The organism is Rhodoblastus acidophilus, from assembly GCF_009720655.1.
GTDB classification, from domain to species: Bacteria; Pseudomonadota; Alphaproteobacteria; order Rhizobiales; family Beijerinckiaceae; genus Rhodoblastus; species Rhodoblastus acidophilus_A.
Genome location: NZ_WNKS01000009.1, coordinates 58644 through 76761, shown reverse-complemented (window position 1 = coordinate 76761; position 18118 = coordinate 58644). Strand labels below are relative to the sequence as shown.

The window sequence follows — 18118 nt, the reverse complement described above, 5'->3', positions numbered from 1 at the left end:
TATTCATGACAGGATCGCTCTCCGAAAGCCTGCTCGCCACCATGGAAAAGCGACGCGGCGCCGTCGCTCCCTGGCTCGGCGACTTGCAGGGCCAGGCCCAGGAATTTTTCAAGCGCGAGGGCTTGCCCAATCGCCGCGTCGAGGCCTGGCGCTATTCCGATCTCGCCAAGGCTTTGCGCGATGACCCGCTGCCGGATGCGACTCCGGTCTTCGCCCCGGAACTGCAACAGGCCGCCGTCGCCGCCTTCGTCAACGGCGTGCTGGACGACAAATCCAGCTACGCCCGGATCGGCGCGGTCAACTTGCGCACGGCGCTGGGCGAAAAGGATTCGCCACTCGCGGGCGTCATCGGAAAAGTCTATCCGCAAGCCGACCACCCCATCGTCAATCTCAACACCGCCTTGCTGGAAGAAGGCCTCGCCCTGCGCGTGCCCGCTGGCGAAAAAGTGAGCCTGCCGCTGCACCTGCGCTTCCTCTGGACCAGCGCCGGCTCGGACCGCCATCTGCGCCTGCTGATCCAGCTTGAAGAGGGCGCCGAACTCACTGTTTACGAGACCCACGACGGCGCGCCGCTGTTTTCGACCGTGGTCACCGAATTTACGCTCGGAAAAGGTTCTAAACTGACCCATATCCGCCAGGAATCGTTCTTGGCCGGCGCGCGCCAAGCCGCAGTCACCCTCGGCGAGATCGCGGAAGAAGCGACCTATCGCGCCTTCTATTTCTCGCAGGGCGGCCAGTTCGCCCGCCACGAGGCGTTGCTCAAACTCGCGGGTGAAACGGCCCATGCCGAACTCGACGGCGCCGTGATGGTCGCGGACCAGCGCCATTGCGACAACACCACGGTCATCGAACACGCCGCGCCCAACGCCACCTCGAATCAGGTGTTCCGCTCGGTGCTGGCCGGCTCGGCGCGCGGGGTTTATCAGGGCTGCATCAAGGTCGGACAGGTCGCGCAAAAGACCGACGCGCGCCAGTTGAGCCGCGCCCTGCTGCTGTCACACAAGGCCGAAATCGTCACCAAGCCGGAACTCGAGATTTTCGCCGACGACGTGAAGTGCAGCCACGGCGCCACCGCCGGCGAACTCGACGCCAACGCGCTGTTTTTTCTGCGCGCGCGCGGCATTCCCGAAGCCGAGGCCCGCGCCATGCTGATCGAAGCCTTCTTCGGCGAGGCGCTCGACAAGATCGAAAGCGACGTTTTACGCGAGGCCGTGGCGAAAAGCGTGAACGCCTGGCTCACCACGCACGCCGGCGAGGCCGCCCATGTCGAGTAGCGCCCTTCTCAAGGAGACCACGCATTTCGACGTGCGCGCTATCCGCGAGCAATTCCCGATCCTTTCGCGCACGGTGCACGGCAAGCCGCTGGTCTATCTGGACAACGGAGCGTCCGCGCAAAAGCCGCAGATCGTGCTCGACGCGCTGATGCGCGGCTATACGGACATCTATTCCAACGTCCATCGCGGCGCGCATTTTCTCTCCGGCGAATCCACCGTCGCCTTCGAGCAGGCCCGCGAAACCTGCCGCGCCTTCGTCAACGCCGCCAAGGTTGACGAGATCGTCTTCACCAAGGGCGGGACGGAGGCGATCAATCTCGTGGCGTCGAGCCTCGGGGCGGAGATTTCCGAAGGCGACGAGATCATCGTCTCCGAAATGGAACACCACTCCAACATCGTCCCCTGGCATTTTCTGCGCGAACGCAAGGGCGCGGTGCTCAAATGGGCCGAGATCAAGGAGGACGGCTCGTTCGACCTCGACGCCTTCGCCGCGCTGCTCACGCCGCGCGTAAAAATCGTCGCGATCACGCATATGTCGAACGTGCTGGGCACGCTGACCCCAGTCGCGGAGATCGTGAAACTCGCGCACGGCGTTGGCGCCAAAGTGCTGATCGACGGCTGTCAGGGTTCTGTGCACGAGATCGTCGACGTGCAGGCGCTCGGCGTGGACTTCTACGTCTGCACCGGCCACAAGCTCTATGGCCCCACCGGCATCGGTTTTCTCTACGGCAAATACGAGCTTTTGGCGCAGATGCAGCCGTACCAGGGCGGCGGCGAGATGATCGCCGATGTCTACAAGGACAAGGTGACTTACGCGGCCCCGCCGCACCGTTTTGAAGCGGGAACCCCGCCGATCGTCGAAGCCATCGGCCTTGGCGCAGCGCTCGAATTCATGATGGGCCTCGACCGCGAGGCCGTGGCCGCGCATGAAGCCGCCCTGCTCGCCCATGCGACGGAAGAAATCGACAAGCTCGGCAAAGTGCGCATTTTCGGCCGCGCGCCGAACAAGGGCGCGCTGGTGACCTTCGATGTCGAGGGCGCGCATCCCCAGGATGTCTCAACCATCCTCGACCGCGCCGGCATTGCGGTGCGCGCGGGCTCGCATTGCGCGCAGCCGCTGATGACCAAACTGGGTCTCACCGCGAGCGCGCGCGCCTCCTTCGCGCTCTATAACACCCATGAGGAGGTGGAAGCCTTGGTGAAGGGCCTGCGCCGCGTGCTGGAGCTGTTCGCATGATGGATATGCCGCTTTTCCGCGACGACGTGGCCCTTCCCGAATGGACCGGCGATCTCGAGCAGGACGCCATCGCCGCCATTCGAACCGTGTTCGACCCCGAAATTCCGGTCAACGTCTATGACCTTGGCCTGATCTATCGGCTCGACGTCTCCAACCCCGAGTCCATCGAGATCGACATGACGCTCACCGCCCCGGGCTGTCCGGTGGCGGGCGAAATGCTGAAGCGCGTCGAGCGGGCGGTGTTGCTCGCCCCCGGCGCCAAGGGTGTCAAAATGAACCTGGTGTTCGATCCGCCGTGGAGCCCGGCCACCATGTCCGACGAGGCGAAGCTGGAACTGGGGATGCTCTAGAATCGATCTCGAGGCGCTCCCTTCTCCCCTTGCGGGAGAAGGGAGCGCGTCAGCGCCGGATGAGGGGGTCGACCCTCGCGACAGGCGCCCCTCATCCGTCTCGCGGCTCTCGCCGCGAGCCACCTTCTCCCGCAAGGGGAGAAGGAGAAGCCCCGGAGGCACGCATGGAACTCTTCGCCATTTGCAGCACCTTTGAGATCGAGGACCACTCCGCACGCGGGTTTGTGCTGCAAAAGGCCGTCGAAAAGGACGGGCAAAAAGTCGGCGAGCCCTGGCCCATCGTCATCTCGCGAAAAGGCAAGAATTTTTACGGTTTTGAAAATTCCTGCCCCCACCAGGGCAAGCGCCTCGACGGCGGGTTGGAAGAGTTCATGGACGAGGCCGGCAATTTCATCGTTTGCCGCCACCACGGGTCGCAATTCGACCTCGACAGCGGCGCCTGCTTCTCCGGCCCCTGCCAGGGCCAGAACCTGAAAACCATTCAGGTGGTCGTCGACGACGGCGATGTCTGCATCACCGGCGTCGAACTTTTTGAGGAAGACGGGCTGGACCTCGAAGACGAGGGCCCCGGCGTGATGATCACCAGCGACTGACGTCTTCGCCAACAGGATCGGCGACGCGACCCGGTTCCGGATCGCGAATGCGGATGCGCGGCCGAAACAGGAGTCCCGACATGCTCGACACAACCGAATTGGTGAAGCGCAAGAAGGCGATCAACATGGGCGTGGTCTTCGCCGACCCCGGCCTCTTTCTCGCCCATTTCGAACCCTGGCTGGAAATCACCGCGCTCGTCTCCGCCGTGCGCGCCGGCGCGGCGACGCCGCCCGCCGATGGCGCGCCACCCGCGCTCACCCCGCAGCAATTGAAAAGCGGCGGCGTCGGCGCCGTGGCCAAGGATGCGCTGTTCGCCTTTGGCATGACCGCCGCGCTCAAGGGCGACCGCGTCGGCCTCGAAAAGGTCAAGTCCGGCCTTTTGGAAAAATATGGCGCGGATTTCCCGGGCGCCCCGGCCTTCTGGAGTTTCGACAGCGACATCGAAGAACCCGTCAGCCTCGAAGACCATGTCGGCCAGGCCGCGCAAAAGCTGCTCGACGGCGCGCCCACGCCGCCGCCGATGCGGGCCAAGGAAAACTGGAACACCGGCCTGCGTTTCCTGGAAAAGGCGCGCGGCTCGAATTTCGCGCAGGAGATCACGCATCCGCTCGCCCTCTGGACGCGGACGCGCTGGACCGAGACGCTGGAGAAAGGCGTCGCCTTTCTCGCCCATATCGAGGATAATGTGCCTGTGTTGCGGGAAATCCTGGCCGATGGACGCAATGACGAGCCTTTCGTCGCCAATGTGCTGCTGAAAATGGCGCCCGCCATCGAACAGGATCTCTCCGAGGAAGCCGCGGGTTTCCTGCGCTCGCTGGCCCGCCGCGCCTGAAAGGGAGGAGACATGACCTTCATCGCCATGAACCGTTTTCGCGTTGCGCTCGGCCGCGAGGCCGAGTTCGAGGAGGTCTGGCGCAACCGCCAGAGCGACCTGCCCGCCATGCCCGGCTTCGTTGTCTTCCACCTGCTGCGCGGCGCCAGCGACGAGGAGGCGACCACTTTCGTGTCGCACACGATCTGGGAAAGCGAACAGGCTTTCGAGGCCTGGACCAAATCCGAAGCGTTTCGACGCGCCCATTCCGGCGCGCCCAAGACGCAAGGGCTTTACCTGGGACCGCCGCGCTTCGAGGGTTTTGTCGCGGTTTCGGAAACACGGAAGGGGTAACCGCCGTCGCGGACATGACGGTCTCGTAAACACTGCGACATTCCCGCGACGAAACCGACGCGTTTCGCCCGAAATCCCGACAACTCCTGCGTTTCATGCATGGCGCGGCCCATGCATGGACGACATGACCCGGACAAGAATCAAAACCCGGGCGTTGGGGTTGGGTTTCGAGGGGCGGCCATGAACGCGACTTCCTTTCCTTATTTCGTCTCGGCCACCGACGCGGATGTCGCGGTGATCCTGGGGACCAATGAAATTGCTTCGGCGCTGGCGGTGAAGCTGCGCAAGGGCGGCTATCACGTCATTCTCACCCACGAGCCCTGCCCGCCCGTCCTGCGCCGGGGCATGGCCTTCGACGACGCCCTTTACGACGACGAATGCGAGCTGGACGGCGTGCGCGCGCGAAAAGCGGAAGACGCCGTGCATCTCGCCGAGATCGCCGCCGAGGACGCGTGTGTCGCGGTGACGCCGCTGCAACTGAGTGATCTGCTGGCGCTGCGCCGCATCCAGCTGCTGATCGATGCGCGGCTCAAACCCGCGACGGCGACGCCGGATTACCGTCATTACGTCGGTCTTTCCATCGGATTGGGGCGGCATTTCAAGGTTGGGGAAAACTGCGATCTCGCCCTTGAGGTCGCACCGACCCATTGCGGCGCCGTCCATCACTGCGTCGCGCAGCAGCCATGCCAGAGCGCGGTCGGCCGCGACGACCCCGCCTTTTCCCTCGCGCCGGCGCGAGGCGTCTGGCACACGGCGCTCGAAATCGGCGACCCCGTGGCGCGCGGCGACCTGATCGGCCGCATCGGCGAGGCCTCGGTCAGAGCGCGCCAAGACGGCGTGGTGGTGGGGCTCGCCCGCGACGGCCTGCTCCTCGCCGAGGGCTCTCCCGTGGCGGAAATCGCGTCCGACGCGGCGCACGCCTGCCGGGGTCTCGATCCCGACGCGAAACACCTTGCCAAAGCTGCGCTCGCGGCGATAAGGGGAACAGCGAAACGAGGCCCTAAAGCCGCCCCCCGTTCACGGTAATGCCGATCCGCTTTTCCGATTCCGAACTTGAGCGCCTGCTGGACGACGATGTCCCCTATGGCGATTTGACCACCGACCAGCTCGGCCTGGCCGGCGCCAGCGGCCGCATGGATTTTTCCGCACGAGGCCCGATGGTTGTCGCGCTCGCCGAAGCCTCGGCGCGCATTCTCGAAATCGCTGGCGCGCAAGTGACGCTCAGCACCCGCAGCGGCACGGCGCTCGCGGTGGGCGCGCCGATCCTGTCCGCAAGCGGCCCGGCCCCCGCCCTGTTGCGCGGCTGGAAGGTGGCGCAGACCTTGATCGAGATCTGGTCCGGCGTCGCCAGCGCCACGCGCGACATCCTGGAGGAGGCGCGCGCGGCGACGCCGGACATTTGCGTCGCCTGCACGCGGAAGAACACACCGGGGACGAAGAAATTCGCCGCCGCGGCCGTCGAGGCCGGGGGCGGCGTGATGCATCGGCTTGGGCTGTCGGAAACCGTCCTGGTCTTTCCCGAACATTTGACCTTCCTGCCCGGCGCGACGCTTGATGAGGTCGCGACACTGCTGCGCAAAAAACTGCCGGAGAAGAAGCTGGCGATCGAGGTCAAGGACCACGACCAGGCGCTCGCCGCCGCCCGCGCCCGGTTTCACCTGATCCAGGCCGAAAAGTTTTCGCCCGATGAGATCGCCCGCCTTGCGAAAACCCTGCGGGATTTTCACGCCCGTCCGCTGCTGGCGGCGGCTGGCGGCGTCAAGCGCGACAATGCGCGCGCCTATGCGCAAGCGGGCGCGGACATTCTTGTCACATCATCGCCATATTCCGCTCCGCCCAAAGACGTGGCGGTCACCTTTGTCGCGGATTGTTAGGCCTTTGCGGCGGTTACGGAAGCACTGATGTTCAATTTGCGACAATTTTAGGCGCGAGCTGAGCCGGGCGCCTCTTTTTTGGCGTTTCCACAGCCGACGCCGAGGCGTATCTTTGTCGCATATCAGACGCGACTGGGTGTGACGCCTTCCACCCATGCACGTGTTTCAATCTCGAAGACGGCAAGCGGGCTTAGCCCGTCATCACATGGCGCAGCCCGAAGGGCGATCCTTCGGCGTGGTTGGCGCGTGGAAGGAGCCGAACGATGAGTGCAGCCGAAAAAGTCATGTTCGAACCGGCCTACAAGGACGTCGCCCTCGCAGGCGTCTATGAAATCTCGAAAATCCTCACCGGCGCGCAATCGCTCGAACGCACGCTGGGCGCTGTGATCGCGGTGCTCGCCTCGTTCATGCAGATGCGGCGCGGTTTCATTCTGGCGCTGGACGCGGACGGCGAGCCGGAAATCACGGCGTCGTCGGACGCCTCCGCAAAGGGCGGCGCAAAAACCCTGCTGCCGCAAAAGGTGATCGATCACATCGTCGCCACCGGCGTGCCGCTGGTGATCGAGGACATTTCCACCCATCAGTATTTCACCGGCACCGCCTACCGGCATCTGTTGCCGCCGATGACCAAAGTCAGTTTCCTCGGCGTGCCGATCAAGGTGGACGGGGTGTCGAAAGGCACGCTCACCGTCGATCGCGAATGGAACAACAAGCTCGACTTCCGCCTGGAAGACGACGTGCGCCTGCTCACCATGGTCGCCAATCTGGTGGGCCAGGCCATGCGCATGCACGCGCTGATCGCCCGTGACCGCGACCGCCTCATTCGCGAGCAGCACCGGCTGGAAAAGGCGCTGGTCGAAGTCGGCGGCTCCAAGCCTGCCTCGGCGCCGCGCGGCAAATTCGATTTCATCGTCGGCGAGAGCGCGGCGATCCGCACGCTCTTGCAAAAAATCGAAGTGGCGGCGCGCTCCAACGCCACCGTGCTGTTGCGCGGCGAGACCGGCGCCGGCAAGGAGCTTTTCGCCCGCGCCGTCCATGAAAACTCTCCGCGCGCAAAGGGGCCGTTCGTCAAGGTCAATTGCGCGGCGTTGCCGGAAAGCGTGATCGAGTCGGAACTGTTCGGCCACGAAAAGGGCTCGTTCACTGGCGCCGTCGGCCAGCGGGCCGGACGTTTCGAGCTTGCCGACGGCGGCACGCTGTTTCTGGACGAAATCGGTGAAATCTCCGCCTCGTTCCAGGCCAAACTTTTGCGCGTGCTTCAGGAAGGCGAATTCGAGCGCGTCGGCGGCGCGAAAACCTTGAAAGTGGACGTGCGCATCGTCTGCGCCACCAATCGCAACCTCGAAGAGGCGGTGGCGCGCGGCGATTTCCGCGCCGACCTTTATTACCGCATCAACGTCGTGACCCTGCTGATCCCGCCGCTGCGCGAGCGCCCCGGCGACATCAAACTGCTGGCCAAGCGGTTCTTGGAGCAGTTCGGCCAGGAGAACGGCTTCGAAAAATCATTCTCGACAGGCGCGCTCGACCGCCTTTCGCATTGCGCCTTCCCCGGCAATGTGCGCGAGCTGGAAAACTGCGTGCACCGCACGGCGACGCTCGCGGCGGGCGGCGAAATCGCCGAAGCGGATCTCGCCTGCGCGCAAGGCTGCTGCCTGTCGGCGACGCTGTGGAAGGGCCATAATGCGCTGACCGGGCTGCACACGCCCCCGACACCGCAGCCGACCATGCCGCCGATCACGGCAAGGCCGACGTCCGAACCTTTCAAGCCGGCCCCCGAACCCCGCCCCGCGCCCGAGGCTTTTGTGCCGGCCGCGCCGCCGCCTCTGGAGGCGGTCGGCGCGCACTCGGCCTGCGCCGATCACGCGGCGGAGGCGCTGGAGCGCGGCTTGCCGATCGACTGTCCCTCGCCCGACCATTGCCCGGTGGTCCATCCCGGCAAGAGCGAGCGCGAACGCCTGATCGAGGCGCTGGAAAAGACCGGCTGGGTGCAGGCCAAGGCGGCGCGCCTGCTCGGCCTCACCCCGCGCCAGATCGGCTACGCCCTGCGCAAGCAGAATATCGACATCAAGAAGTTCTGACACGCTGTGTACGGAATGGCGCCTGATTGTACGCGAAGGCGCCATCCCTTGTTCCCTTTTACGAGTTAGAGCGTTTTCGAGCGAAGTGGATGCCGGTTCGCGTGAAGAAAACGCGTAGAAACAAAAACTAGAGCCCGTTCGGTGAACGAGAGTTCACCGAACGGGCTCTAGGGTGAGGGGCCGGGGCATGATCCCCGGCGTCCTCGGAATAGCTCTCAAGCCGTTGCTTTCCCGACGACATTGAAGCCAGAGCGCCAGCCCCTCATCCCCCGCCCTCTCCCGGCGGGCGGGGAGAAGGAGTCTCTGGCGCGCGCCTTGCTTGAGTTGCCGCTCGAACGAGGTTTTCATGACTTTGACCGACGAGAACGAGGCGGCCGAGGATTGGACCGGCCGTCAATTTTCCTGTCAGGATTGCCTGCACCAGAATTTGCGCGAGGGCGGGCGTTGCTGCCTTGGACGCATCTGCGTGCGCGACAAGCGCGCGCGGCGCATCGACAGTTTCTTCGCCAAGAACCCGGAATATGCCGGCGACTATCTCGACCACCTCTATTTCGAGGTGCGGGCGCTGGCGGCGAAATACGCGAATCCCTTCCAGCTCGCCCGGCTGATGAAGGACCCGGAGGCGGAGGTTCGCGCCGTGGCCGCGCTGAAACTTCCGCTGGCGCGCGTGCGCGACATGCGCCACGACAAGAGCAGCGCCGTGCGGCAGGCCTGCGCGCTGCGTCTGGAGGGCGCCGATCTCGTCGCCATGGCGCAAGACGAGAACGAGCAGGTTCGTCTGGCCGTGGCGCGCCGGCTCGATCCGGCGCTGCTGCCGATGTTTCTGGACGATCCCGCGCCCAGCGTCCGCCGCGAGGTCGCCGCGCGCATCCCGCCCAACCGGCTCTATCCCCTGCTGCACGACGAGGACGCGCTGGTGCGCCGCGCCGCCGCCGAACGCGCCGCGCCGGATTCGCTGAGCCTGTTGGTCAACGATCCCGACCTGCGCCTGCGCCATGTCGTCGCCGACCGCGCCCCGCGCGAGGTGGCCATCAAATTGATCAACGACACGGATGAAGAGGTGGCGCGGCGGGCGCGCGAGCGGCGCGACGAAATCGCGAACTGATTTGGAGCTTTTTGTTTTGACGCATTTTCTTCACGCGAACCGGCATCCACTTCGCTTGAAAACGCTCTAAATCCAACCCTTGCTCTTCATCGCCTCGACGATTCGATCCGCGAGCAGGGCGTTGCCGATCTTGTTGAGATGATTGTCGTCGAAATAGAGCGGCGCTCCATCGCTCTCGACCACGCATCGGCCGGCGAGCGCGCGATTGCAAAAAATCTCTTCCGGCTTCACGCGGACAAGGTTGGGATGATCGCCGATCCGATCCAGTTGCGCATGAACGTTCCGCGTCCGCTGCACATAGACATCGTGGCTGATGCTCAGAGGCGGCGCGCCAAAAATGTTCTTCTCGAACTGGTTGTGAATGACCCGGCGCGGGACGTTCCACCCGGTCTCTGGCGCGGAATAGACCAGAACGACGCGGCGGCCCGATTGCAGATGCGCGTTGATCTGATCGCGAAAGAGTTTGCCAAGCGCCTCGTAGCGCGCGTTCGGGTCGGCGAAGCGCGGGGCTTTTTCCACCAGCGCCAGCCCCTGGCCGGGAACCCCGGCGGCTCCGCCTTCCCCGTTATCGACGAAATCGCTTTCAAACGGGACCGGCCATCGCGCGAAGACAACCACCGTGCCCAACTCGTCATGGTCGTCGAGATATCGCAGCGCGCTTGCCATGAAGGCAGGGCAAACGCGCCTCTTGGCGTCGGTGAAGACCAGGCCGCGCACGGGCGGGCAGCCGCCATGCGCGAGTTCCTTGACCCCTTGCGAAAACGGCGCGACCGCCTCGCCCAGGCTCTCGGCGAGCACGTCGGCGTGGCTGTCGCCGAGAAGCGCGATGGTGGGCGCGCCCCCGGCGGGGAAAACGCAGGAATCGTCGTTGATCGCCACATTCCACATGTCCGATTGGCAGCGGGCCGCGGCGCTGGAGATGTGACGATCCTGCCAATCGGCGATGGCGGCGAATTCCGGCGACCGCGACGGGAATCCGTTTTGCAGGACGGTGATGCGACCGGTGACGATCAGGGCGACGCCGCAAGCCAGCGCGCCGGCGAAAACCCAGCGACGGGAATGAAAACTGCGGTCGCGGAATGGACGCTCAACGAACCGCCAGGAAGCCCAAGCGAGCGCGAGGGTGAGCAGCGTCAGCGCCGCCATGACGACAAACGGCGGCGCGCCATCCGCCTTGACGCGCGCGAAGGCGAACAGCGGCTGATGCCAGAGATAGGCGCTGTAACTGATCGCCCCGATGAACATGAACGGACGCGAACTGAGCGCGCGACCGACGAGAGTGTCCGCTCGCGCGAAAGCGATGACGAGAGCGGCGCCGCCGGTCGGCGCGAGCGCCCACAGGTTGGGCATGTTCAAGTCCTGGTTCAGCGCGACGTAGCTGGCGACAAGCAGCAGGAGCCCCAGCAGCGCCGCGCCTTGGCGAATTTTTTTCGGGTAAGCGCCGAAATGGGTCGACGCCAAGGCCAGAATGCCGCCCAGCCCGAGTTCCCAGGCGCGGTACGGCAGGAGATAGAAATTGGCTTGCGGGTCGACGCCCGACATGTATTGCGCCGCAGCCAGGCTCGCCAGCGAAACGAAGGCGACGACGCCGAGCGCGACGCTGCGCCCGAAGCGGAGGGCGAAAGCGAGGATCACAGGCGCAAGGACGTAATATTGCTCCTCGACGCCCAGTGACCACGTGTGAATGAGCGGGTAGGTCTCCACATTGGGCGTGAAGTAACTGATCTTGCCGTTGAAGTAGATATTAGAGCCGAACAGGGCGGTCGCGACCACGCTTTCCGCGAAAGTCCGCAGTTCGTTCGGATACAACAAAAAGAAAGCAGCCAGGGCGGACGCAAACATGACCAGATAAAGCGCCGGAAGAATGCGGCGGACCCGGCGTTCGTAAAACGCGGCAAAGGAAAAATCGCCTCTTTGCGTTTCCCGAGCGATGATGCCGGTGATCAAAAAGCCGCTGATGACGAAAAAGACGTCGACGCCAAGAAAGCCTGCAGGCAACCATGTCGCCCCGGCGTGCGCCAGGATGACGGGCGCGACCGCAACTGCCCGCAAGCCGTCGATTTCAGCTCTGTAATTCAGGGACACTTCTTTGCCGCACCAGGCGTTGCAACCTTCATTGCTTATACGGTTTCCGCAAGATCGCTTCGCGATCCGCGAAAACGAAATCGCGCGGAAATCCTTCAGGCGAAGGGCGGATTTCCGCGAGAGCGGAATACGATTTCCGAACTGATCCTTCGGAAATCGTATTACACCTCCCAACAAGCGCAGGCGTGGAGCCAAGCTTGAGCAGATCGATACCATAACGCGCTCTAAACCGAGCAGATGTCCTTTGCGGCATGCAAAGTCAAGTTTTGGGACGGGCCGCCCGGCGCAGCGCCGGCCGCCAACGCGCAGCGACCTCGCCCGACACGTCTGGCGCGCTCGCGCCCTTCGTCCAACAAGCCTGTCGCAAGTGTGACAGCTTGGTTGCCTCCCCGTCGCGCACCCGTCGCTCCGCAGCGCGTTTTTTCCCGGTTTTCCGCTGATTCCCGAAAAATCTCCGGATGGTACGGAGCTTGCGACGAGGCTGCCGAACTATGCGCGAAGCTTTGGTCCCGCAATCACGGACCGATCCGCCGGAGGCGAAAATGCATTTTGTCGTTTGTATCAAACAGGTCCCAGACTCGGCGCAAATCCGCGTCCATCCGGTGACCAACACGATCATGCGGCAGGGCGTGCCGACTATCATCAACCCCTATGACCTGTTCTCGCTGGAAGAAGCCCTGCGCTGGCGCGACAAGGTGGGCGGCGAGGTCACCGTCCTCACCATGGGCCCGCCCATGGCGGCCGATTCCCTGCGCAAAGCCCTGACCATCGGCGCCGACCGCGCCGTCCTGCTCACCGACCGTTTCTTCGCGGGCTCCGATACGCTGGCCACGTCCTTCGCGCTGTCGGCGGCGCTGAAAAAGATCGGCGACACGTTCGGCAAGATCGACATCGTGTTCTGCGGCAAGCAGACCATCGACGGCGACACCGCGCAGGTTGGCCCCGGCATCGCCAAGCGCCTCAACCTCGAACAGATCACCTATGTCTCCGGCATCAACGAGGTCGATGGCGAGGGCGGCACCGTGACGCTGGAGCGCCGCTCCGAAGGCGGCGTGCAGGTGCTCAAGACCAACCTTCCCGCGATGATCACCATGCTCGAAGGCTCCAATGTGGTGCGGCGCGGCCGCATCGACGACGCGCTGCGCGCCGCCCGCGCGGAAATCGTCACCTGGAGCGCCAAGGAAGCCGGCATCGAGGACGTCACCATGTGCGGCCTGCGTGGCTCGCCGACCGTGGTGAAGAAAGTGTTCGCCCCCTCGCCCCGCGCCGAAAAGGCCGCGCAGGTGGAAGTCGGCGCCTCGCCGGCCGAATCCGCCGAGGCGCTGATCGAGGCGATTTTCAAAAAGGCCCCGAAGATCGAGGCCGACCTCGTCAAACTCGCCTCCGGCTACTGAAGCCGCCAAAGAGATTTAGGATTTAGGAGCTGACCATGAGCGATGCGAAACCCGCCGCCCCCGCCGGAGGCAGCCGCGCAACGATGAAGAAGGAGCTGCCGGAGCGGTTCCGCAACCACAAGCACGTCTGGGTGTTCGTGGAAATGGAGCGTGGCGTGGTCCATCCCGTCTCGTTCGAATTGCTGGGCGAAGGCCGCAAACTCGCCGACAAGCTCGGCGTCGAACTGGCGGGCGTGGTGCTCGGCGCCCCCGGCGCGGATGTCGCCAACGCCTGCAAGGAGGCGTTCGCCTATGGCGCGGACCTCTGCTACACCATCGAAAATCCGGTTCTCGCCGACTATCGCAACGATCCCTATTCCAAGGCGCTGACAGCGGTCGTGGAGGCGCACAAGCCGGAAATCCTGCTGCTCGGCGCGACCACGCTCGGCCGCGACCTCGCCGGCTCCGTCGCCACCACCCTGCTCACCGGCCTCACCGCCGACTGCACCGAACTGAACGTCGATGACGACAAGTCGCTGGCCGCGACGCGCCCGACCTTCGGCGGTTCGCTGCTGTGCACCATCTACACGCTGAACTTTCGCCCGCAAATGGCCACCGCGCGCCCGCGCGCCATGGCCATGCCGGAGCGCCAGGAGGGCCGCGAAGGCCGCATCGTGCCGTTCGCCGTGGACCTGCGCGAAGACGACATCATTACGAAAATCCTGTCGTTCATCCCCGACCGCGATTCCAACAAGACGAATCTGGCCTTCGCCGATGTGGTGGTGGCCGGCGGCATGGGCCTGCAAAGCCCGGAAAACTTCCAGCTGGTGAAGAATCTCGCCTCGGTGCTGGGCGCCGAATACGGCTGCTCGCGCCCGCTGGTGCAGAAGGGCTGGATCAGCTCCGACCGCCAGATCGGCCAGACCGGCAAGACCATCCGGCCGAAAATTTACATCGCCGCCGGCATTTCCGGCGCCATCCAGCATCGCGTCGGCGTCGAGGGCGCCGACCTGATCGTGGCCATCAACACCGACAAGAACGCGCCGATCTACGACTTCGCCCATATCGGCATCGTCACCGACGCCATCCGCTTCCTCCCGGCGCTCACCGAAGCCTTCCGCAAGCGCCTGTCCCCCCATTCGAAAGACCGGCTGGCCGGCTGAGGAGATCGACATGATCGACGAAAAATTTGACGCGATCGTCATCGGCGCCGGCATGGCCGGCAACGCCGCCGCCTATACGATGGCCTCGCGCGGGCTGAAAGTGCTGCAACTGGAGCGCGGCGAATATCCCGGCTCGAAAAACGTGCAGGGCGGCATTCTCTACGCGGACATGGTCGAGAAGATCATCCCGGAATTCCGCAACGAGGCGCCGCTGGAGCGCCACCTGATCGAGCAGCGCTTCTGGCTGATGTCGGACACCGCCCACACCGGCATGCATTACCGCAACGACGATTTCAACGAGGAGAAGGGCAACCGCTACACCATCATTCGCTCGCAGTTCGACCGCTGGTTTTCTCAACAGGCGCGCGCGAAAGGCGTGATCCTGTTGTGCGAGACCACTGCGGTGGAGCTGATCCAGGACGCGTATGGCAAAGTGGTGGGCGTGCGCACCGACCGCTCGGGCGGCCCGATCCACGCCGATGTCGTCGTGCTGGCGGAAGGCGTGAACGGCCTGCTCGGCACCCGAGCGGAACTGCGCCCGCGCCCGCAGGCGTCGCAGGTCGCGCTGGCCGTGAAGGAAATGCACTTCCTGCCGGCCGAGGTGATCGAGCAGCGCTTCAACATCAAGGGCGACGAAGGCGTGGTGATCGAGGCCGCCGGAACCATTTCCAAGGGAATGGCCGGCATGGGCTTCATCTACACCAATAAGGAGAGCATTTCGGTCGGCCTGGGCTGCCTTGTGTCGGATTTCGCCGACAACCAGACATCGCCGGCGCAATTGCTCGACCTGTTCAAGAAGCATCCGTCGGTGGCGCCGCTGATCGCCGGCTCGGAGGTCAAGGAATATGCCGCGCATCTGATCCCGGAAGGTGGCTACAAGGCGATCCCGAAACTGTTCGGTCCTGGCTATGTGATCTGCGGCGACGCCGCGCAGCTCAACAACGCCGTGCATCGCGAGGGCTCGAACCTCGCAATGACCTCCGGCCGCATCGCCGGCGAGGCAATCTACCAGATCAAGTCGCGCCGCGACCCCTTCACGGCCGAAAACCTCGCCCTTTACAAGAAGATGCTCGACGATTCCTTCGTCATCAAGGATCTGAAGAAGTACAAGGACATGCCGGAGCTGCTGCACACGCAGGCTTCAAACCTGTTCCTCACCTATCCGCAGCTCGTCGCCAAGGCGATGGAGAATTTCGTGCGGGTCGACGGCACGCCGAAGATCGAGAAAGAAAAGACCACCTTTTCGAGCTTCCGCAAGTCGCGCGGCGCCCTCGGCCTCCTCGGCGACGCCATGCGGTTTGCGAGAGCCTGGCGCTAATCTGCTCGGCGCCCGATGGCGCCGAACTTGCGTAATTCCCCTTAGCAGGCGCGCCGACCGGACAAACCCGACAGGCCCGCCATTACAGATCGGAGGAGTCTCACATGGGCATTGAGGCGCAATTCCAGAAGGTCGAAGAGAAACTCTATCAGAACCGCTATCTGGTCGACGCGGGCCAGCCGCACATCAAGATCGCGCCGCATGAAAAGCCGTCAAAAAACCTTTTGGCGATGACGCATCTGTGCCCGGCGGGCTGCTACACCGAAGCGGAATCCGGCCAGGTCGAGATCGCCGCCGACGGCTGCCTCGAATGCGGCACCTGCCGTGTGTTGTGCGAGGAGACGGGCGAGATCACCTGGAACTATCCGCGCGGTGGCTACGGCATCCTGTTCAAGTTCGGCTGACCGAACGGATTATAGAAACAAAAAGCCCCGCGCTCGAAAAGGCGCGGGGCTTTTGTTTGCGCCTGATTCAATATGTCGGCGCGAGCAGGCCGAGGACGGCGGCGGAATCGACCACCGGCGACGCCGGGCTGAAAAACCCGCCCGGCGCGGCGCTCAGCAGCGACGCGACCTTTGCCGCGCCCGACGAGGAAACCGTGAGATTGAACGTTTCGAAATTCGAGGCGCCGCCGGTATCCGTCGCCGTCACCTTCAGCGCAAAAGTTCCGCCGGCCGTGGGCGCCGTTCCCGAAAACTGCCGCGTCGCCGCATTGAACTTGAGCCAGCCCGGCAGCGCCGAACCATTGCCTTGCGTCGCGCTGTAGGTCAGCGCCTCGCCCTGCGGATCGGTAAACGTGTTGGCCGCGATCGCAAAACTCACCGCCTTGCCGCCGGTCGCCTTCTGGTTGGCGGTCTGCGCCGTCAATTTGGGCGCGGCCGGCGCCGCGACAGCGACGCCAAAGGTCTCGCTCGCCGTCAGGCCGGCGGAATCCCTGGCGGTGAGGACCACGGTGACGCCTGAGGCCGTCGTCGGCGCCGTTCCGGAAAACAGGCCCGTCGACGCGTTGAACGCCAGCCAGTTCGGCAGGGCCGAGCCATTGGCCTGGGTCGCCGTATAGGTCAGCGCGAGGCCGGTCGGATCGACGAAGGCGCCCGCGATGGAGAACGAGGTCGCCGCGCCCTTCACAAAAGTCTGCGCCGCCGTCTGCTTGACCAGCATGGGCGCCAAAGCGCCGCCGGCGCTGTCCACCATGATCCAGTCGCCGGCCGCGCGCAGCGTGTCGAGGCTGACCTCAAAAGTCGTGGCCCATCGCTGCCCCGACGCCGCACCCCAGGGATTTCGAATCTGCAAGAGGCCGGTCGCCGTGTTGTAGCCATAGATGGACAGGGCGTGTCCCGCGACCAGGGTCTGCTTGCCCAGCGAATCCCAAGCGTTGGTGTTGGAGCACAGGATGACGTCGTCATGCGCCTTGAGATCGGCGATCAGTTCCGCGAGCAGCGTCGAGTTCGACTGGTTGGCGGCATAGGCGGTGGTGGAAAAACTGGCGTTGAGCGTGTAGCCGGTCCAGCCGGAGGATGTGCCGTGGAACTCCTGCAGGGCTTTCGAACCCGTCAGGGCTTCGAGCCCGTAGATCGGATTGCCGCCGTTGCCGATGGCGCTGTAGGAATTGCCGCTGATGGTGTTTCCGGTGTAGGCGCCGCTCGCCTGCAATTGCGCATAAGCTTTTTCGGCGAGACTCGCCCACAGGTCGGCCGCGTGGTTGAAAATCGTTCCGCCATTGGCCAACTGGCTGTTCACGGTCACATAGTGCGCGACGCCCTTCTCGTACAGGCGCACGCCATAGGTCCCGTTGCCGTTGTCGGTGAACATGGACGAGATCAGGCTCGGATTTTGAAAAGCCACTTCCGCGCAACTCGATAGGAAATAGCAGTCGCCGAGATAGCCCTGGTTGATGTCGTTCATGCTCGGACCGCCGGAAGCGAACAGGGGCAGGTTCGGGGCGGATTCGCTCACGCTGAATTTGGTCGAGCCCATGACCACGCTGCTGCTGGGCAGATCGGTTCCCAGCAGCCATTTGCCGGTGAGTTCCGAAACCTGGGTGGCCTTGGCGCCGGCGGCGAGGTTGCCCAGCGCGACGGACGCGGCGTTTCCGCCGGTCCAGGTCGCATTGGCGGCGTGGCCGTTGACCAGCGCGTTGAACACATAGGTCAGATAGGCGGATGTCGAGACGCCGACGTTGAGATTGGCCGCGATGGTTTTGAGATCCGCGAACTGAGCGGAGGTCAGCTTGCCGGAGCCGAGGCTCGACGCCAGATCGGTCATCAGCTTGGCGAGCCCGGCCTCCGTCACCACGCCGTTGACGATCGCCGCCTTCATGTCGGTCGCGATCGCCGCCGTGGCGATTTTGCTGACCCAGGCAGGCGGCGTCGAGGTCGCCGAAACCAGCGGCGCTGCGGCTTTCAAAGGTGTCGCGGCGGTTGTCGCGCTCGGCGCCGGCGCGGCGGCGAACAGCAACGCGCTCCAGTCGGCCGTCGCGGCGTGAACGGGCGGGAGCGGCGC

At 64.4% G+C, this 18118-nt stretch carries 18 protein-coding genes; 16 read left to right on the top strand and 2 right to left on the bottom strand.

Features of this window, described 5'->3' with window-relative positions; all coding sequences use genetic code 11:
* Positions 1-5 precede the first annotated feature (5 nt).
* From sufD to GJ654_RS11600, 10 genes are all read left to right on the top strand, one after another.
* The gene (sufD, locus tag GJ654_RS11645) at positions 6-1274 is read left to right on the top strand and encodes a Fe-S cluster assembly protein SufD (protein ID WP_155446335.1); all 1269 of its coding nucleotides are present in this window, start codon (positions 6-8) and stop codon (positions 1272-1274) included.
* Positions 1264-2511 (top strand): SufS family cysteine desulfurase, encoded by a 1248-nt coding sequence (locus tag GJ654_RS11640; protein WP_155446334.1) that lies wholly within the window; start codon positions 1264-1266, stop codon positions 2509-2511. The genes sufD and GJ654_RS11640 overlap by 11 nt, the downstream gene beginning before the upstream one ends.
* A complete protein-coding gene (locus GJ654_RS11635) occupies positions 2508-2861 on the top strand; it encodes an iron-sulfur cluster assembly protein (protein ID WP_155446333.1) in 354 nt (117 codons plus the stop codon). The genes GJ654_RS11640 and GJ654_RS11635 overlap by 4 nt, the downstream gene beginning before the upstream one ends.
* A 164-nt stretch (positions 2862-3025) precedes the next feature.
* Entirely contained in the window at positions 3026-3454 is a 429-nt protein-coding gene (locus GJ654_RS11630) for a Rieske (2Fe-2S) protein (RefSeq protein WP_155446332.1), read from the top strand.
* 80 nt (positions 3455-3534) lie between these two features.
* Positions 3535-4287, top strand: coding sequence for a hypothetical protein (locus tag GJ654_RS11625; RefSeq protein ID WP_155446331.1), 753 nt, complete (start codon positions 3535-3537; stop codon positions 4285-4287).
* A 12-nt stretch (positions 4288-4299) separates the two neighbouring features.
* Positions 4300-4620: an antibiotic biosynthesis monooxygenase family protein gene (locus GJ654_RS11620; RefSeq protein ID WP_155446330.1), complete on the top strand. Its 321-nt coding sequence runs from the start codon at positions 4300-4302 to the stop codon at positions 4618-4620.
* A 180-nt stretch (positions 4621-4800) separates the two neighbouring features.
* Positions 4801-5646: a xanthine dehydrogenase gene (locus tag GJ654_RS11615; protein WP_155446329.1), complete on the top strand. Its 846-nt coding sequence runs from the start codon at positions 4801-4803 to the stop codon at positions 5644-5646.
* The gene (gene modD, locus GJ654_RS11610) at positions 5646-6494 is read left to right on the top strand and encodes a ModD protein (protein ID WP_155446328.1); all 849 of its coding nucleotides are present in this window, start codon (positions 5646-5648) and stop codon (positions 6492-6494) included. Before GJ654_RS11615 ends, modD begins: the two co-directional genes overlap by 1 nt.
* A gap of 263 nt (positions 6495-6757) precedes the next feature.
* Complete coding sequence (gene nifA / locus GJ654_RS11605; protein WP_155446327.1) at positions 6758-8572, top strand: nif-specific transcriptional activator NifA; 1815 nt, start codon at positions 6758-6760, stop codon at positions 8570-8572.
* A 346-nt stretch (positions 8573-8918) separates the two neighbouring features.
* Positions 8919-9677 (top strand): 4Fe4S-binding leucine-rich repeat protein, encoded by a 759-nt coding sequence (locus GJ654_RS11600; protein WP_155446326.1) that lies wholly within the window; start codon positions 8919-8921, stop codon positions 9675-9677.
* 66 nt (positions 9678-9743) lie between these two features.
* Here GJ654_RS11600 and GJ654_RS11595 read toward each other — a convergent pair whose 3' ends face one another.
* Positions 9744-11699: an acyltransferase family protein gene (locus tag GJ654_RS11595; RefSeq protein ID WP_246664717.1), complete on the bottom strand. Its 1956-nt coding sequence runs from the start codon at positions 11697-11699 to the stop codon at positions 9744-9746.
* Between GJ654_RS11595 and GJ654_RS21225 the strand changes: the two genes are divergently transcribed.
* The 5 genes from GJ654_RS21225 to GJ654_RS11575 all read left to right on the top strand — a co-directional run bounded on the left by GJ654_RS21225 (position 11592) and on the right by GJ654_RS11575 (position 16020).
* On the top strand, positions 11592-11963 hold the full coding sequence (locus tag GJ654_RS21225) for a hypothetical protein (RefSeq protein ID WP_246664721.1): 372 nt from the start codon (positions 11592-11594) through the stop codon (positions 11961-11963). The genes GJ654_RS11595 and GJ654_RS21225 overlap by 108 nt on opposite strands.
* Before the next feature lie 341 nt (positions 11964-12304).
* The gene (locus tag GJ654_RS11590) at positions 12305-13156 is read left to right on the top strand and encodes an electron transfer flavoprotein subunit beta/FixA family protein (protein ID WP_155446324.1); all 852 of its coding nucleotides are present in this window, start codon (positions 12305-12307) and stop codon (positions 13154-13156) included.
* Between the two features lie 35 nt (positions 13157-13191).
* Complete coding sequence (locus GJ654_RS11585) at positions 13192-14298, top strand: electron transfer flavoprotein subunit alpha/FixB family protein (RefSeq protein WP_155446323.1); 1107 nt, start codon at positions 13192-13194, stop codon at positions 14296-14298.
* Positions 14299-14308: 10 nt separating this feature from the next.
* The gene (locus GJ654_RS11580; RefSeq protein WP_155446322.1) at positions 14309-15616 is read left to right on the top strand and encodes an FAD-dependent oxidoreductase; all 1308 of its coding nucleotides are present in this window, start codon (positions 14309-14311) and stop codon (positions 15614-15616) included.
* Positions 15617-15720: 104 nt separating this feature from the next.
* The gene (locus tag GJ654_RS11575) at positions 15721-16020 is read left to right on the top strand and encodes a ferredoxin family protein (RefSeq protein ID WP_155446321.1); all 300 of its coding nucleotides are present in this window, start codon (positions 15721-15723) and stop codon (positions 16018-16020) included.
* Positions 16021-16087: 67 nt separating this feature from the next.
* Here the strand turns inward: GJ654_RS11575 and GJ654_RS11570 are convergent, their stop codons facing one another.
* On the bottom strand, positions 16088-17935 hold the full coding sequence (locus GJ654_RS11570; protein WP_246664712.1) for a putative Ig domain-containing protein: 1848 nt from the start codon (positions 17933-17935) through the stop codon (positions 16088-16090).
* Between GJ654_RS11570 and GJ654_RS21220 the strand changes: the two genes are divergently transcribed.
* Positions 17934-18101 carry a hypothetical protein gene (locus GJ654_RS21220; protein WP_246664711.1) on the top strand — a complete coding sequence of 56 codons (168 nt, stop codon included), beginning with the start codon at positions 17934-17936 and terminating at the stop codon, positions 18099-18101. The two genes, GJ654_RS11570 and GJ654_RS21220, sit on opposite strands and share 2 nt — an antisense overlap.
* The last annotated feature ends 17 nt before the right edge of the window (positions 18102-18118 follow it).

What these genes read in the sequence shown, in the direction of transcription:
- GJ654_RS11625 (WP_155446331.1), top strand. Translation starts at nt 3,535, where the DNA reads ATGCTCGACACAACCGAATTGGTGAAGCGCAAGAAGGCGATCAACATG.
- sufD (WP_155446335.1), top strand. Translation starts at nt 6, where the DNA reads ATGACAGGATCGCTCTCCGAAAGCCTGCTCGCCACCATGGAAAAGCGA.
- GJ654_RS11635 (WP_155446333.1), top strand. Translation starts at nt 2,508, where the DNA reads ATGATGGATATGCCGCTTTTCCGCGACGACGTGGCCCTTCCCGAATGG.
- GJ654_RS21220 (WP_246664711.1), top strand. Translation starts at nt 17,934, where the DNA reads ATGTCGGTCGCGATCGCCGCCGTGGCGATTTTGCTGACCCAGGCAGGC.
- GJ654_RS11630 (WP_155446332.1), top strand. Translation starts at nt 3,026, where the DNA reads ATGGAACTCTTCGCCATTTGCAGCACCTTTGAGATCGAGGACCACTCC.
- GJ654_RS11615 (WP_155446329.1), top strand. Translation starts at nt 4,801, where the DNA reads ATGAACGCGACTTCCTTTCCTTATTTCGTCTCGGCCACCGACGCGGAT.
- GJ654_RS11570 (WP_246664712.1), bottom strand. Translation starts at nt 17,935, where the DNA reads ATGAAGGCGGCGATCGTCAACGGCGTGGTGACGGAGGCCGGGCTCGCC.
- GJ654_RS11590 (WP_155446324.1), top strand. Translation starts at nt 12,305, where the DNA reads ATGCATTTTGTCGTTTGTATCAAACAGGTCCCAGACTCGGCGCAAATC.
- GJ654_RS11585 (WP_155446323.1), top strand. Translation starts at nt 13,192, where the DNA reads ATGAGCGATGCGAAACCCGCCGCCCCCGCCGGAGGCAGCCGCGCAACG.
- modD (WP_155446328.1), top strand. Translation starts at nt 5,646, where the DNA reads ATGCCGATCCGCTTTTCCGATTCCGAACTTGAGCGCCTGCTGGACGAC.
- GJ654_RS11620 (WP_155446330.1), top strand. Translation starts at nt 4,300, where the DNA reads ATGACCTTCATCGCCATGAACCGTTTTCGCGTTGCGCTCGGCCGCGAG.
- nifA (WP_155446327.1), top strand. Translation starts at nt 6,758, where the DNA reads ATGAGTGCAGCCGAAAAAGTCATGTTCGAACCGGCCTACAAGGACGTC.
- GJ654_RS11580 (WP_155446322.1), top strand. Translation starts at nt 14,309, where the DNA reads ATGATCGACGAAAAATTTGACGCGATCGTCATCGGCGCCGGCATGGCC.
- GJ654_RS11575 (WP_155446321.1), top strand. Translation starts at nt 15,721, where the DNA reads ATGGGCATTGAGGCGCAATTCCAGAAGGTCGAAGAGAAACTCTATCAG.
- GJ654_RS11600 (WP_155446326.1), top strand. Translation starts at nt 8,919, where the DNA reads ATGACTTTGACCGACGAGAACGAGGCGGCCGAGGATTGGACCGGCCGT.
- GJ654_RS11640 (WP_155446334.1), top strand. Translation starts at nt 1,264, where the DNA reads ATGTCGAGTAGCGCCCTTCTCAAGGAGACCACGCATTTCGACGTGCGC.